The sequence below is a fragment of the Agreia sp. genome, assembly GCF_964263775.1.
Classification (GTDB): domain Bacteria; phylum Actinomycetota; class Actinomycetes; order Actinomycetales; family Microbacteriaceae; genus Agreia.
The window spans coordinates 22,614-37,052 of record NZ_CAXVWM010000133.1 but is presented as its reverse complement, the minus strand read 5'-3'; the positions used below and the strand labels follow the sequence as shown (position 1 = coordinate 37,052).

Genomic DNA, 14,439 nt, shown 5'->3' with positions numbered 1-14,439 from the left:
GTTCCTCTCGGCGTCGGATAAGGCGAGGGCCGACGACAAACCCCGACGGCTCACCGGGCGGTCGCATGCAGCCCGCGGACGGCGAGCCTTCGTCGCCACAGTACCCCGACGCCGAGCAGCATTCCGAGACCGAGGGCGGCCCCGGAAAGCAACAGCAGCGTGCCCGTGCCCGTGCTGCCGGTGTCTGCGAGTACCGGCAGAGCAGCCGGCTGCGGCGCGGGAGGTGTTTCGGGAACGGGCGGCGCCGCGACGAACGTCACCTCGCTCGCCGTACCGAACGGCGACTGCCACGGCAGGATGCGCGCGCCGCCCTGTTCGACAGGGGTTCGCGAGCCGTCGATGCGTTCGACCCAGACGTAGTATCCGGGCGCGGGCAGAGTGCATTCGGGCGTTCGGTAGGTGCCCGGACCCGTCTCGATGAGAATCTCGACCGCGCACACGATCGGAGCGTCGATCGGGGCCTCTGCGGCGGGAGAGATGGGATCGGCGAAGGGTCCGAGTAGCGAGCTCTCGACGATGACGGGAACAGGCAGCATGCCGTTCGCATCGGCGGCGGGCATGGATCCGGTGGTCGGGGGAGTCGACGGGCGATAGAGGCCCCAGCCGGCAAGCAGGCCTTCGCGGGTGGGGTCGACCAGAGCCGAGACGGTCAGTTCATCGCTGATCGCGTCGTCCGCGCTGGCGGCGCTCGCGCTGGCCTGAGTGGCCACGATGGGTTGAAAACCCTTCGTCGAGGGCACGGTCGCGGTGATGGTGGCCCTGCCCGAGGCCGACCCGGGACGTGCGACGAGCACCTGCTGCACATCGTCGCCGGCGAGCCCGGCGGTGAAGGCCGAGCCGTAGGGGAGGCCGTCATAGCGGACCGTGGCCACGACGTCGGAGCTCGGGACCGTGCCTGTCGTCGTGATCGACAGCACATCGCCGTTCGACACCGATCGTTCAGCCTTTCCGTCGTCGAAGACCGCACCCGACAGGCTCATCGTGCCCGAGTGGCTTCCCGCCGCCAGCACTGTCGTTCCCGTCGACAGGAAGTCGACGGTCAGGGTGCTCGTGACGGTCATGCGGCCGTGTTCGTCGACGGGCGTGAGCGCGACGGCGCCCGCGACGCTCCGAGACGCGCCCAGCGGGCCCGCGGCGGTCTCGAGGAGTTGACGGCTTCGGTCGAGCACGGCTTGGCCGGACGCGCCGGCCCGTTGGGCGTAATACTCCGGGCTCTGGCCGTTGAGGCTGGCGATGCTCCACGTCGCGAGTTGCCCCGCTGCGGCTTCGGTCGCATCGGTCGACGACGCGGACGTGCGTGAGATGTACGCGAGACGAGCGAGGTCGTCGGGAGCGAATCGTGCGAGTGCGCTCGCGTCGACGAACTCGTAGTGGTGGCCGGTGGGTGCCTTCTTGCCGGCTTCGAGGCAGAAGACGAGCGATCCGTCGTCGAGCCGGTAGGAGCCGATCCATGCGACCCCATCGTCGGCGAGGTGCCCGACCCCGTGGCCCGTGGAGGCTGCGGCGGTTGCCGGGGGTGCCCCGGCCAGGAGGAGTCCGAGGGTCGTGGCGACCGTGGTGAGAGCGGTGAGAAGGGCGGCGATGCGCCGGCGAGATTGTGTCATGCCGATCACCCTCGCGGGCGAGGGCAGCCTCGTGGCGCCGCTGACCGATCTCGGTGGATCGCAACGGAGTTCGTCGCGTTGTGGAGGACTGGGCGTGTGGCCGCTCGCATGTGTGCGTGTTCTTCAGGGCGGTAAGGTTTCAGGTGGCGAAAGTCTGCGGCGGAGCAGCCAAATCTGTCAGCCGCAGCTCGCCTGAGTACTCTCCGAGCCGAGCACCAACCCCCGTGCCGGCTGAGACCTAAGCGGATTGGATGAGCGTGGATCTGTTCGAATACCAGGCACGAGACCTGTTTGAAAGCTACGGAGTTCCGGTCCTCCCGGGCATCGTCGCGGACACCCCGGAAGAGGTGCGCGCTGCCGCCGAGAAGTTGGGCGGAGTGACAGTCGTCAAGGCGCAGGTCAAGGTTGGCGGCCGAGGCAAGGCCGGCGGCGTCAAGGTTGCGAAAGACCCGCAGGCCGCGTTCGAAGCGGCCGAGGCGATTCTCGGCCTCGACATCAAGGGCCACGTGGTGAAGCGAGTGATGGTCGCCGGCGGCGCCCGCATCGCCGAGGAGTTCTACTTCTCCGTGCTGCTCGACCGTGCCAACCGTTCGTACCTGTCTCTGACGAGCTACGAGGGCGGCATCGAGATCGAGCAGCTCGCAGTGGAGCGTCCCGAAGCTCTTGCCCGTGTCGAGGTCGACCCCATTGCGGGGATCGACCTCGAGACGGCCACAAGCATCGCGGTCGCCGCGAAGTTTCCCGCCGAGCTCGTCGACAAGGTCGCACCCGTGTTCGTGAAGCTGTGGGAGGTCTACACGGGCGAAGACGCCACCCTCGTCGAGGTCAACCCACTCGTGCTCACAGAAGACGGCGACATCATCGCACTCGACGGCAAGGTGACCCTCGATGAGAACGCCGGGTTCCGGCATCCGAACCACGAGGCGCTCGAAGACACAGACGCGGCCGACCCCCTCGAGGCCAAGGCCAAGGCGGCCGACCTCAACTACGTCAAGCTCGACGGCGAGGTGGGAATCATCGGAAACGGTGCTGGTCTCGTGATGTCGACCCTCGACGTCGTATCGTACGCCGGCGAGAAGTACAACGGCGTCAAACCGGCCAACTTCCTCGACATCGGCGGCGGAGCCAGTGCCGCGGTCATGGCCGCCGGCCTCGACGTGATCCTCGGCGACGAGCAGGTCAAGAGCGTCTTCGTGAACGTCTTCGGCGGAATCACCGCGTGCGATGCAGTGGCCAACGGAATCGTCGGCGCACTCGAGGTTCTGGGTGACACCGCCACGAAGCCCCTCGTGGTGCGCCTCGACGGCAACAAGGTCGACGAGGGCCGGGCCATCCTCGCCGCGGCGAATCACCCCCTGGTCACCCTGGCGACCACCATGGACGAGGGCGCCGACAAGGCCGCCGAACTCGCCTCCCACTGACTATTCCTCGCGAGAAGATAAGGACCACTACAAGAATGTCGATTTTCCTCAATAAGGATTCCAAGGTCATCGTGCAGGGCATCACCGGCGGCGAAGGCACCAAGCACACCGCGCTCATGCTCGCCGCCGGAACGAAGATCGTGGGTGGGGTCAACGCCCGCAAGGCGGGCACGACCGTCACCCACGGCGAACTCGAGCTGCCCGTCTTCGGCACGGTCGCGGAGGCGATCTCCACCACGGGTGCCGACGTATCGATCGCCTTCGTTCCGCCGGCCTTCGCCAAAGACGCCATCATCGAGGCCATCGACGCCGAGATTCCGTTGCTCGTCGTCATCACCGAGGGCATTCCCGTCGGTGACGCGGCCGAGGCCTGGGCCTATGCCACGCAGAAAGGCAACAAGACCCGTATCATCGGCCCGAACTGCCCCGGCATCATCACCCCCGGCGAATCGCTCGTAGGCATCACGCCGGCGAACATCACGGGTAAGGGGCCGATCGGCCTGGTGTCGAAATCGGGCACGCTGACGTACCAGATGATGTTCGAGCTACGCGACCTCGGCTTCTCGACGGCCATCGGCATCGGAGGCGACCCCATCATCGGCACGACGCACATCGACGCGCTCGCGGCATTCGAGGCCGACCCCGAGACTAGGGCGATCGTCATGATCGGCGAAATCGGCGGCGACGCCGAAGAGCGCGCTGCAGAATTCATCAAGGCGCACGTCACCAAGCCGGTCGTCGGGTACGTGGCCGGCTTCACTGCGCCCGAGGGCAAGACGATGGGCCACGCCGGGGCGATCGTCTCGGGCAGCGCCGGAACCGCCCAGGCCAAGAAAGAGGCCCTCGAGGCGGCCGGCGTTCGCGTCGGCAAGACCCCGAGCGAGACGGCCGCGCTGCTGCGCGAGGTCTACGCGGCACTCTGATCCATACACGAACGGCGGGCATCCTTCTCTCTAAGATGAGGGTGCCCGCCGTTCGTCCGAGAGCGCGTGCGTCGTCAGAATGGGGATCTCGATGGGTGAGTCGCAGAGCCGCTGGGAGCGCATCCGGCTCGCCCTCGTGACGCCCGAGCTGATCTACGGCACCATCATCAGCTCGGCGGTCATCGCCGTAGCCGAAGACGACGACGATGACTTCGACGTGTTCGTGGTCACATTCGTGACGATGCTCGTGTTCTGGGCGGCTCACGTATTCGCGATCGCCGTGGCGAACCACGGAAAGCGCGACGGCCGCATCATCGGAATCGGGCAGGCCTTCCGCGACGGGATCCACCATTCGGTGGGACTCCTGTACGCGTCGATCATTCCACTTCTGTTCCTGATCCTCGGCTCCGTCGGGGTGATCGACGAGGACACCGCGTACCTCGTCGCGCTTGTCGTCGGCACGATAGTCCTGGGAATCCTGGGCTGGATGGCGGTTGCCGACGCGGGCAGGCCGTGGCCGATGAGACTACTCGGCGGCATCGGAACGGCACTCTTCGGATTGGTCATCATCATCTTCAAAGCGGTCCTCCACTAGAGCGGCGGGGTGCCCTGTCAGCCATGGGCGCAGGGGGTACGCTCGGCACGGCATGAATCGACCATTTACCGCATTCCTCGCGTTCCTCGACGCGCTCCTCGTCGGAGCCATCGGCCTCGGAATCCTTCTGGTTCCCCTCACGATCCTCTGGCTCACCCAGTTCGAGCTGGCCGTCGACTACGGTGCGTTCTGGCGGGTGGCTGCCAACTTCTGGCTGCTCGGCAATGGTGTCGACCTGCTCGTCACGATCGATCCCACCCTGGCCCTCCGGCTGGCCCTCGAGGGAGCCGGTGTTCCATTCGAGATCGGGTTCGCCCCGCTCGGCGTCGCGGTGTTGACGCTGTTGCTCGGCTGGCGATCCGGCCGGCGGCTCGCCGATTCCGAGCATCGCCTGGTGGGCGGCGCGGTCGGCGTTCTGACGGTCGTGGGCATCGGATGGCTGGTCGCCGTCGGGGCGGGCTCCGACAGCGCCCGCCCGTCGGCGCTCCAGGCCCTCGTCTTTCCCGCGGCCGTCTACGCGATCGGCCTGGCGACGAGTATCTTCTCCCGATCCGGCGCCGCGGCCGCGACGGATGCTGCGGGACAGGCGGTCGACATCGTGTCTCGCAGTCTCGGCGCGATCGTCGCGGGGCTGCCGACGCCGGTCAGAACAGTGGCGTCGCTCTCGGCGCGAGGCGGCGCGCTCGCCGTCGCCGCGCTGATGGCTGTGGCCGGGGTGCTGGTCTCCGGCCTCGTCGTGGGCCACTACGGGCAGATCATCTCTCTGTACGAATCGCTTCAGTCGGGCCTCGTGGGCGGCATCGCCCTGACGGTCGGACAGCTCTCGCTCATCCCGAACCTCGTCGTCTGGGGCGCGTCGTGGCTGCTCGGCCCGGGGTTCACCCTCGGCTCAGGCAGCATCGTGTCGCCGGTGGGCACGCAGGTGGGTCTCCTGCCCGGCCTGCCGGTTCTCGGAGCGCTGCCACTGGGTGTTCCCACGCTCGGCTATGCGGTGATCGTCGTTCCCGTCGCGATCGGTTTCGTCGTGGGCGTTCTCCTGAAGCCTCGGCTGAGCACGAAGGACGCCCCCGCATCCCCTCTGGTCTTGGTTCTGTCAGGCCTGGGTGTCGGGGTCGTGGGGGCCAGCATTCTCGCCGTTCTCGCTCTCTGGTCGGGTGGAGCCGCCGGTCCGGGACGCCTCATCGACATCGGGCCGGATCCGGCCGAAGTGTGGCTCTGGTCAGCGATCGAACTCGCTCCGAGCGCCGCGCTCGGTCTCACGGTCGGCCTCACGCGACGACTGTTCGGCGGATCCGGCCGCGTCGACCCGAAGACGGATGCCCATAAACTGTGACGGTGCTGTCGCTGGTCGTACTCATCTCCGGCGGAGGATCAAACCTCCGCGCCCTTCTCGACGCGCAGTCCGATGCCGAGTTTCCGGCGCGAATCGTCGCGGTCGGCGCAGACAACGACGCCGACGGGCTGTCCCACGCCGACGAGTTCGGCATCCCGACCTTCACGGTCGTGCCCACGTCGTTCGAGTCGCGGGCCGCGTGGGGCGATGAGCTTCTCGAGCAGATCCAGGTGTGGAACCCCGACCTCGTCGTGTGCGCCGGATTCATGCGCATCCTGCCACCCCGCGTCGTCACAGCGCTGTCTCCCCAGCTGATCAACACCCACCCCGCGCTGCTTCCGGCGTTTCCCGGTGCGCACGCCGTGCGCGATGCTCTGGCCGCCGGCGTCTCCCAGACGGGCGTCACGGTGCACATCGTCGACGAGGGCGTCGATACCGGGCCCGTGATCGTGCAGGAGGCCGTGGCCATCGAGCCCGGCGACACAGAATACGAACTTCACGAACGAATCAAGACGATCGAGCGGCGCCTCCTCACCCAGGCCGTGCTCGACATCGCGAACAGCAGAGTCGACCTCAGGGAGCTAGCCACAGCATGAGCGGTCCAATCCACGATCCGAACCTCTACACCCAGCGCGACGTCGTGCGCATCGATCGGGCACTGATCTCGGTGAGCGACAAGACCGGGCTCCTCGAACTCGCCGCCGCCCTCGCCGGAGCCGGAGTGGAGATCGTCTCGACCGGGTCGACCGCCAAGACCATCGCCGATGCGGGCTTCGCCGTCACCGAGGTGAGTCAGGTGACAGGGTTTCCCGAGTCGCTCGACGGTCGGGTGAAGACACTGCACCCCGCGGTTCACGCGGGCATCCTGGCCGATCTCCGTCTCGAGTCGCACAGGGTCCAGCTCGACGAGCTCGGCATTCGTCCGTTCCAGCTCGTCGTGGTCAACCTCTACCCGTTCCGCGAGACCGTCGCGTCGGGAGCCGAGAGTTCCGCCGTGATCGAGCAGATCGACATCGGAGGACCCGCGCTGGTGCGCGCATCCGCCAAGAACCACGCCAACGTCGCGATCGCCGTCTCGCCGTCGAGCTATGCAGGCATCATCGAGTCGCTGCCGGCGGGTACCACGCGTGCGAGTCGTCGTGATCTGGCCGCGAAGGCGTTCGCCCACACGGCGGCCTACGACACGGCCGTCGCCTCATGGTTCGCCGACACAGCGACGGATGGCGCAGCCGCCGACACGGCGACGGATGGCGCAGCCGCCAATACGGCGACGGATGGCGCAGCCGCCGACACGACCGGGTTCGGCGATGCACTCTCTATCGAGGGCACCCTATCGGCGACCCTGCGCTACGGAGAGAACTCGCACCAGCCGGCCGCACTCTACGTGCGAGAGGACGGCACGGGCATCGCCCAGGCCGCCCAGCTGCACGGCAAAGAGATGTCGTACAACAACTACGTCGACGCCGATGCGGCCGTGCGCGCCGCCTTCGACTTCGACGAACCCGCCGTCGCCATCATCAAGCACGCCAACCCGTGCGGCATAGCCGTGGCGCAGTCGAGCGACGCCGACGCGATCGCGGGAGCCCACGCCCGGGCCCACGCCTGCGACCCCGTCTCGGCCTTCGGAGGGGTGATCGCGGCGAACCGCATCGTGACGAAAGCCATGGCGGAGGGTGTCGCGGAGGTGTTCACCGAGGTGCTGGTGGCGCCGGGCTTCGAGCCCGAGGCGCTCGAGATCTTGAAGGCCAAGAAGAACATCCGACTTCTGACGCTTCCCGAAAGCTACCAGCGCGACGCGATCGAGATCCGACAGGTGAGCGGCGGCTTCCTCGCACAGAAGCCCGACGGATTCGCCGGGTTCAGCTCGGTGAAGTGGCAGCGGGTCGCCGGCAAGCACGTCGACGACGCGACCCTTGCCGATCTCGAGTTCGCGTGGAAGGCCTGCCGTTCCGTCAAGTCCAACGCGATCCTGCTCGCGTCGGGCGGGGCATCCGTCGGCGTCGGCATGGGCCAGGTCAACCGGGTCGATTCGTGCCACCTCGCGGTCACCCGCGCGGGAGACCGGGCCGCGGGTTCGGTTGCGGCATCCGACGCATTCTTTCCGTTCGCCGACGGACTGCAGGTTCTGATCGATGCCGGAGTGACCGCGGTCGTTCAACCGGGAGGATCGGTTCGCGACGCCGAAGTCATCGAGGCGGCCCAGGCGGCGGGCGTCACCCTGTATTTCACAGGTGAACGGCACTTCTTTCACTAGAGGCGTTCGTCATGCGCACAGAAAGCAGAAGTAGGGTCGCGCCCATGGATTTCTTCCGACCGCGGCCGATCGTGGCCTCCGTTGTGGCTGCGTTGCTCATCGCCGCCATCACGCACCTGGCCACCATGCTCTCGTTCTTCGTCGGCAGTGACCCGCAGTCGATCGTGCTGCTGCAGATCAACAACTTCTTCGTGCCGTCGACGCTGCTGCTGCTCGTGCTGGTGTTCGTGTTCGCCCTCACGACCCGCCTGTCGCGCTGGTATACGGCGGCCATCGCGGGACTGGTGTCCGGCGTGGTCGCCGCAGTCGTGGGCACCGGCATCCAGACCCTCGCCCAGGGCAACGCGCTCGACCCCAGGGTGATCGCCTACGTTCTCAGCACCCTGGGAAACATCAACCTGATCTTCCTCCTCACGGCGACCGTGGCCACGGCCACGCTCGGTCGTCGCGTGTATTCGGCGCTCAGTCGGTCTGAGGCGCCGCCGCGCACGGCGTCGGGAACGGTTCTGGTGCGGCGGCCATCCTCCAACCTCGCAGAGGGCATCGTCACTCACCTGGAGCGAGCCGAGGTCGATCCGCAGCTCGCCGACGAGCAGTGGGAATCGTACGTCGCGACGCTGATCGGGGCGGGATGGAGGCCGGTCGAGGTCGAGCGCGCCTCAGAACTGGCCGATTCGGTCTTCGTCGAGGACTCCGTCGTGATGTTCGGCCGACTCGCCGTGCTCGCGAGCCCCGCGGCGCCGACCCGCATAGCCGAGATCGTCGACGTGGAGAAGAGCGTGCGCTCGCTCGGCCTCGATGTCACGCGAATCGTGCAGCCGGGCACCCTCGACGGGGGAGACGTGCTGAAGATCGAGAAGCGTGTCTACGTGGGGCGTGGCGGACGCACGAACGCCGAAGGCATTCGGCAGCTCCGTCACATTCTGGCCCCGCTCGGCTACACCGTGATCGCCGTGCCGACCTCGAAGGTTCTGCACCTGAAGAGTGCGGTCACGGCCCTTCCCGACGGCACGGTCATCGGATATCCGCCGGTCGTCGACGACCCGAAGATCTTCGACCGTTTTCTCGCCGTGCCCGAAGAGGCCGGAGCGCACGTCGTCGTGCTTTCCGACGACACCGTGCTGATGTCTTCCGCCGCCCCAGAGTCGGCGCAACTCATCGAGAGCCTCGGCTATCGGGTGATCGCCGTCGATATCACGGAGTTCGAGAAGCTCGAGGCCTGCGTGACCTGCCTCTCGGTTCGCGTGCGCTGACCGGCGCGTAGCGCGTTGCGCAGCGGCGGCAGTCGGGAGTAGCTTAGAAGGCTGCCCGGATCCGGGTGGATCCCCACCCCCCTGTTCTCGAGGTTTCTCCGTGTTCACGCCCGCACCCCCGTCCACCCTGGCCTCTTTGGGCCGGTTGTACCGCTACGCGAAGCCGGCGATGCCGCGCATCTACGTTGCGATCGTGGCGTCTCTGCTGGCGAGCCTCGTGGCATTGGCGATTCCCCAGGTGCTGCAGTGGCTCGTCGACGGGCCGCTCACGGGAACCGACGTGTCGCTCGTCTGGTTCTCGGTCGGCCTCGTGCTGGCGCTGGGCGTTGCCGAAGCGGCGCTGATCGCACTTCGACGCTGGCTGGTGCTGACCCCCGGAACGCACGTCGAGGCGCACATGCGCAACAGCCTCTATAGCCAGCTGCAGCGTCTGCCCGTCGCCTTCCACGATCGGTGGCCAAGCGGTCAGCTGCTGTCGCGCGCGATCGGCGATCTCAACCTGATCCGTCGATGGATGGCCTTCGGCTTCGTGATCCTCATCGTGAATACACTGACGCTCGGAATCGGGTTCGTCATCCTCGTCTCGCTCAACTGGGTGCTCGGATCGATCTTCGTCGTCGCGTCGATTCCCGTGCTCGTCTACGGCTACGCGTTCGAGAAGCGATACTCCCTCGCGGCCCGTCGGGGGCAGGATCAGCAGGGCGACCTGGCCACGGCGGTCGAGGAGAGTGTCCACGGCATCCGGGTGCTGAAAGCCTTCGGCCGTGGCTCGCACGCGCTGAAACGCTTCGAGACGCAGGCAGAGCAGTTGCAGGGCACCGAGCTCGAGAAGGCGCGTGCCGTCGCGGGCATCTGGCTCTGGCTTCTGCTCGTGCCCGACGTCGCATTCGCAGTCGCCCTGGTGGTCGGCGTGTGGCTCGCCCGGTCCGGGCAGTCCAGCGTCGGTGAGCTGGTGGCCTTCTTCGCCACCGGCACAGTGCTGCTCTTTCCGATTCAGTCGATGGGGTTCTTTCTCGCCATGACGATCGACGCCAAGACGGCGACCGATCGCTTCTTCGAGGTCATGGACGAGGTCGACACCATCGTCGACCCGTCCACGCCCCAGACGATCCTCGATCCTCGGGGCCGGCTCGTCTTCACGAACGCTCATTTTCGCTATCAAGACTCACCGGCTCGCTTTGCCGACCTGCTCGACGGCATCGACCTCGTGATCGAGCCGGGCGAGACGATGGCCCTCGTAGGCCTCACCGGTTCAGGCAAGACCACCCTCACCGCCCTTCCGGCGCGCCTCTACGACGTCACGGGGGGTGCCGTGACGCTCGACGGAATCGACGTGCGGGATCTCGCGCTCGACGAACTCAGGGGTCACATAGCGATGGCCTTCGAAGATGCGACGCTGTTCTCGGCGACGGTTCGCGAGAACGTGCTGCTGGGCCGACCGGATGCGACGGAGGCCGACCTCGCCGAGGCGCTCGACGTCGCGCAGGCGCAGTTCGTCTTCGACCTGCCGAACGGGCTCGACACCCGCGTGGGAGAAGAGGGGCTGAGCCTCTCGGGCGGCCAACGCCAGCGGCTGGCGCTCGCCCGGGCGGTCGCCGCCCGTCCGTCGGTTCTGGTGCTCGACGATCCGCTCTCCGCCCTCGACGTGACGACCGAGCAGTTGGTCGAGGCCGCGCTTCGCCGGGTGCTCGCGTCGACCACAGCCCTGATCGTGGCGCACCGGCCGTCTACGGTCTCGCTCGCCGATCGAGTTGCGCTGATGCAAGACGGACGCATCACGGCTGTGGGCACCCATAGCGAGCTCATCGCGAACAACGAGCACTACCGGTTCGTCATATCGAGCCTCGACGACCAGCCCACGAACTCGACAGCCGCGCCAGTCGCCACGGAGATCCCCTCATGAGTCAGTCCAGTGTGACCGGTACCCGTGGCGAAGAGCGCGACGACTTCTCGCGCGCCGAGAGTCGCCAGATCCGGGCCCGCAGCATCCGTCTTCTGGGATCGCTGCTGCAGCCTCTCCGGGCTCGACTGATCGTCGGCATCATCGTGATCGTCGTGTCGACCGCCGCCCAGGTGGCAGGGCCCGCCCTGATCGCCTTCGGCATCGATCGGGGTCTGCCCGCCCTGAGCGAAAACGACTGGATGCCGCTGGCGCTCGCGGGTGCCGCGTACCTCGCGACGGGCGTGATCGGCGCGGCACTCGTGGCGTGGTTCACGGTTCTCTCGGCACGCATCAGCCAGGCCGTGCTGCTCGACCTGCGGCGCCGGGTCTTCCTCCAGACCCAGCGTCTCAGCCTGGAGTTTCACGAGAGCTATACCTCGGGACGCATCATCTCGCGTCAGACCAGCGACCTCGATTCGATCCGCGAACTGCTCGACTCGGGAATCAACAACCTGGTGCAGGGAGTGCTCTACATGGCCTTCGTGGGAGTGGCGCTGCTGCTCGTCGATCCCCTGAGCGCCTTGGTCCTCATCGTGTCCCTGGTGCCGCTCGCAATTCTCACGAGATGGTTCCAGCGCCGCTCGCAGCGCGTGTTCCGGCAGACCCGTACGGCGTCGGCCAACGTCATCGTCAAATTCGTCGAGACGATGACGGGCATCCGCGCGGTCAAGGCGTTCCGCACCTTTTCGCGCAACGAGCACGACTTCGGCAAGCTGGTCGAGGAGTATCGCGACGCCAACGCGCGGGTCATCCGGCTCTTCGGTATCTACAACCCCGGCCTCGTGCTGATCGGCAACGTGACCGTCGCGATCGTGCTGCTCGTGGGAGGTCTCCGTGTCTTCGACGGTCAGCTCGCGGTGGGGGCGCTGCTCGCGGTCGTGCTCTACACCCGTCGATTCTTCGACCCGATGGAGGACATGGCGATGTTCTACAACTCCTACCAGTCGGCCGCCGCAGCCCTCGAGAAGATCTCGGGGGTGCTCGAGGAGCGCCCCAGCGTTCCGGATCCGACGCGTCCGATCGATCTCTGGACCTCGAAGGGGCATGTGCGGTTCTCCGACGTCGAGTTCGCGTATTCCGGCGACCGTGTCATCCTGCCGAGCTTCGATCTCGACATTCCCGCTGGGCAGACGATTGCGCTGGTGGGTTCGACCGGCGCGGGCAAATCGACTCTCGCGAAGCTGGTATCGCGGTTCTACGACCCGACCACCGGGGAGGTGGCACTCGACGGCGTCGACCTGCGCTCCCTGCATCCGAAAGACCTGCGTCGAGCCGTCGTGATGGTCACCCAGGAGGCCTATCTCTTCTCGGGCACGGTCGCCGACAACATCGCGATCGGCAAGCCCGACGCGACGTTCGACGAGATCGTGGTCGCGGCGAGGTCGGTGGGGGCCCACGCGTTCATCGAGGGCCTGCCCAACGGCTATGAAACCGATGTGAACAAGCGGGGAGGGCGTGTCTCCGCCGGCCAGCGGCAGTTGATCTCGTTCGCGCGCGCGTTTCTGGCCGACCCCGCCGTGCTCATCCTCGACGAGGCCACAGCATCGCTCGACATTCCGAGCGAGCGCCTCGTACAGGACGCGCTGCAGACCCTGCTCGCCGATCGTACGGCCATCATCATCGCGCACCGGCTGTCGACCGTCGCCATCGCCGACCGGGTGCTGGTCATGGAGCACGGCCGGATCGTCGAAGATGGAACGCCCGCTGAGCTCATCGCCGGAACGGGTCGATTCGCGACGCTCCACGCCTCCTGGCGCGAATCACTCGCGTGAGAGGGCGACGCTACGGTGTCCAGGCGAAGACGGTCTGCCCGGCGACGTAGATGTGCCACGCGCCCGAACAGGTGATGGCGGCATCTGTGGGAAGGGACTCGACCCACCAGGTGTCGTCGAGGCGGGGTGTGCTGGCACTGGCGCACTCTGCGCCGATCGGAGCGGCAAGGGGGGCCGGGATGCTGTATCCGAGAATCTTGGTGTTGTCTGCCGTGTCGGTCTTGATGCGGATCGTGGTGGCGTCGCCCTGCACGAAGTCGGGCAGTGCGACGGTGCTCGTCGCGCCTGCAGCCTCGGGCTGGGTGGCATAGATCGCACTCTCGATGGGCGGGTTTATTGCGTTCGCCAACGTGCATCCCGAAAGGAGCGCGGTGACCGCGAGGATGGGGGCGGCACCCAGCAGACGACGCTTCACTGCTGCTCCTTTTCGTTGGCTTGCAGGGCTGTAGTCGGGGCTTCCGTCGGAATCCACCGTGCTACAGCGTAGTCGACCCGATACCCGCACCCTGTCGACGTGCGCACGAGCGGGGTCGCCTCGGCGACGTAGTATGCGTGAGCCCGGGCCTCGTTTCCCCGGGGTGGATGTCCGCCGGCCCGGAGTACCCGCCACCACGAGTGGCCTGCTCCGGAGTGCCGCAGGATCGTGCCGACGGCCCGCGAAGCACGGGAGCCGAGCATGGCTGCGACGTCACCGTAACTGAGCACCCTGCCCGGCGGAATCGAGTCGACCAGGTCGAGCACATCGAGCGCGAACTCGTGACCGGGCGCGGTCGATCGTGCCACCGATCAGCGCTCAGAGGGAGAGCGCGGCGATGGTCTCGCCGTATTGCGTTTCTCCGATGCCGGAGAAGCCGAGCCGGTAGAAGAAAGCCTCGGGGCCATCTTCGCCGGGTTCGAACATGACGGTGATGCGGTCGTAGCCGCGGTTGCGCGCCTCGTCTGCCAGCGACAGCACAGCGAACCGTCCGACGCCTCTGCCCTGCGCTGCGGCCGCCACGTTGATGCTCCAGATGCAGCCCTTGAACTCTTCGTGGTCGCTGTCGGGGTCGAAGTTTCCTTGGATGAAACCGACTACCTCGTCGTCGTCGAGGACGACGCGGGGCCACGCGGTGACCGGGTTGACGTAGGCCTCTGCGATGGAGTGCGAAACGGGGGCGACGTACTGCTCTTGACCGGGCTTCAACGTGAGGGTGTTCGCCGCCACGATGTTGCTCGCCGACAACTCAACCAGTCTCAGTTCACCCATGGGCCAAGGCTAGCCCGCCTCGCACCCGCCCGCTAGTTTTATCTCGACGTAGAGATATCTGGGCGAGCGGCTAAGCTGATCAACAGTCCGAAAACA

Annotated in this window: 13 protein-coding genes; 9 read left to right on the top strand and 4 right to left on the bottom strand. The window is 66.9% G+C overall.

Going from position 1 to position 14,439, the window contains the following annotated elements:
* Window positions 1–50: 50 nt before the first annotated feature.
* Complete coding sequence (locus ACE5CZ_RS10430) at window positions 51–1,604, bottom strand: hypothetical protein (RefSeq protein WP_374947262.1); 1,554 nt, start codon at window positions 1,602–1,604, stop codon at window positions 51–53.
* A gap of 257 nt (window positions 1,605–1,861) precedes the next feature.
* Here ACE5CZ_RS10430 and sucC point away from each other — a divergent pair, with 257 nt between their 5' ends.
* The 9 genes from sucC (at window position 1,862) to ACE5CZ_RS10385 (ending at window position 13,097) form a co-directional block, all read left to right on the top strand.
* Window positions 1,862–3,025 (top strand): ADP-forming succinate--CoA ligase subunit beta, encoded by a 1,164-nt coding sequence (gene sucC / locus ACE5CZ_RS10425; protein WP_374947261.1) that lies wholly within the window; start codon window positions 1,862–1,864, stop codon window positions 3,023–3,025.
* A gap of 35 nt (window positions 3,026–3,060) precedes the next feature.
* On the top strand, window positions 3,061–3,948 hold the full coding sequence (sucD, locus tag ACE5CZ_RS10420; protein WP_374947260.1) for a succinate--CoA ligase subunit alpha: 888 nt from the start codon (window positions 3,061–3,063) through the stop codon (window positions 3,946–3,948).
* A 91-nt stretch (window positions 3,949–4,039) separates the two neighbouring features.
* Window positions 4,040–4,543: a hypothetical protein gene (locus tag ACE5CZ_RS10415; protein ID WP_374947259.1), complete on the top strand. Its 504-nt coding sequence runs from the start codon at window positions 4,040–4,042 to the stop codon at window positions 4,541–4,543.
* Window positions 4,544–4,595: 52 nt separating this feature from the next.
* The gene (locus ACE5CZ_RS10410) at window positions 4,596–5,876 is read left to right on the top strand and encodes a DUF6350 family protein (RefSeq protein WP_374947258.1); all 1,281 of its coding nucleotides are present in this window, start codon (window positions 4,596–4,598) and stop codon (window positions 5,874–5,876) included.
* Between the two features lie 2 nt (window positions 5,877–5,878).
* On the top strand, window positions 5,879–6,472 hold the full coding sequence (gene purN, locus ACE5CZ_RS10405) for a phosphoribosylglycinamide formyltransferase (RefSeq protein WP_374947257.1): 594 nt from the start codon (window positions 5,879–5,881) through the stop codon (window positions 6,470–6,472).
* Window positions 6,469–8,130, top strand: coding sequence for a bifunctional phosphoribosylaminoimidazolecarboxamide formyltransferase/IMP cyclohydrolase (purH, locus tag ACE5CZ_RS10400; protein WP_374947256.1), 1,662 nt, complete (start codon window positions 6,469–6,471; stop codon window positions 8,128–8,130). Before purN ends, purH begins: the two co-directional genes overlap by 4 nt.
* 44 nt (window positions 8,131–8,174) lie before the next feature.
* The gene (gene ddaH, locus ACE5CZ_RS10395; RefSeq protein ID WP_374947255.1) at window positions 8,175–9,383 is read left to right on the top strand and encodes a dimethylargininase; all 1,209 of its coding nucleotides are present in this window, start codon (window positions 8,175–8,177) and stop codon (window positions 9,381–9,383) included.
* 169 nt (window positions 9,384–9,552) lie between these two features.
* Complete coding sequence (locus ACE5CZ_RS10390; RefSeq protein WP_374947286.1) at window positions 9,553–11,286, top strand: ABC transporter ATP-binding protein; 1,734 nt, start codon at window positions 9,553–9,555, stop codon at window positions 11,284–11,286.
* On the top strand, window positions 11,283–13,097 hold the full coding sequence (locus ACE5CZ_RS10385; protein WP_374947254.1) for an ABC transporter ATP-binding protein: 1,815 nt from the start codon (window positions 11,283–11,285) through the stop codon (window positions 13,095–13,097). The genes ACE5CZ_RS10390 and ACE5CZ_RS10385 overlap by 4 nt, the downstream gene beginning before the upstream one ends.
* Before the next feature lie 10 nt (window positions 13,098–13,107).
* Here the strand turns inward: ACE5CZ_RS10385 and ACE5CZ_RS10380 are convergent, their stop codons facing one another.
* From ACE5CZ_RS10380 to ACE5CZ_RS10370, 3 genes are read right to left on the bottom strand one after another with little or no spacing between them, the layout of a single operon-like run.
* Window positions 13,108–13,512, bottom strand: a complete 405-nt coding sequence (locus tag ACE5CZ_RS10380; RefSeq protein WP_374947253.1) for a hypothetical protein — start codon at window positions 13,510–13,512, stop codon at window positions 13,108–13,110.
* The gene (locus ACE5CZ_RS10375; RefSeq protein ID WP_374947252.1) at window positions 13,509–13,880 is read right to left on the bottom strand and encodes an MGMT family protein; all 372 of its coding nucleotides are present in this window, start codon (window positions 13,878–13,880) and stop codon (window positions 13,509–13,511) included. The genes ACE5CZ_RS10380 and ACE5CZ_RS10375 overlap by 4 nt, the downstream gene beginning before the upstream one ends.
* 10 nt (window positions 13,881–13,890) lie before the next feature.
* Window positions 13,891–14,343: a GNAT family N-acetyltransferase gene (locus tag ACE5CZ_RS10370; protein WP_374947251.1), complete on the bottom strand. Its 453-nt coding sequence runs from the start codon at window positions 14,341–14,343 to the stop codon at window positions 13,891–13,893.
* Window positions 14,344–14,439 lie beyond the last annotated feature (96 nt).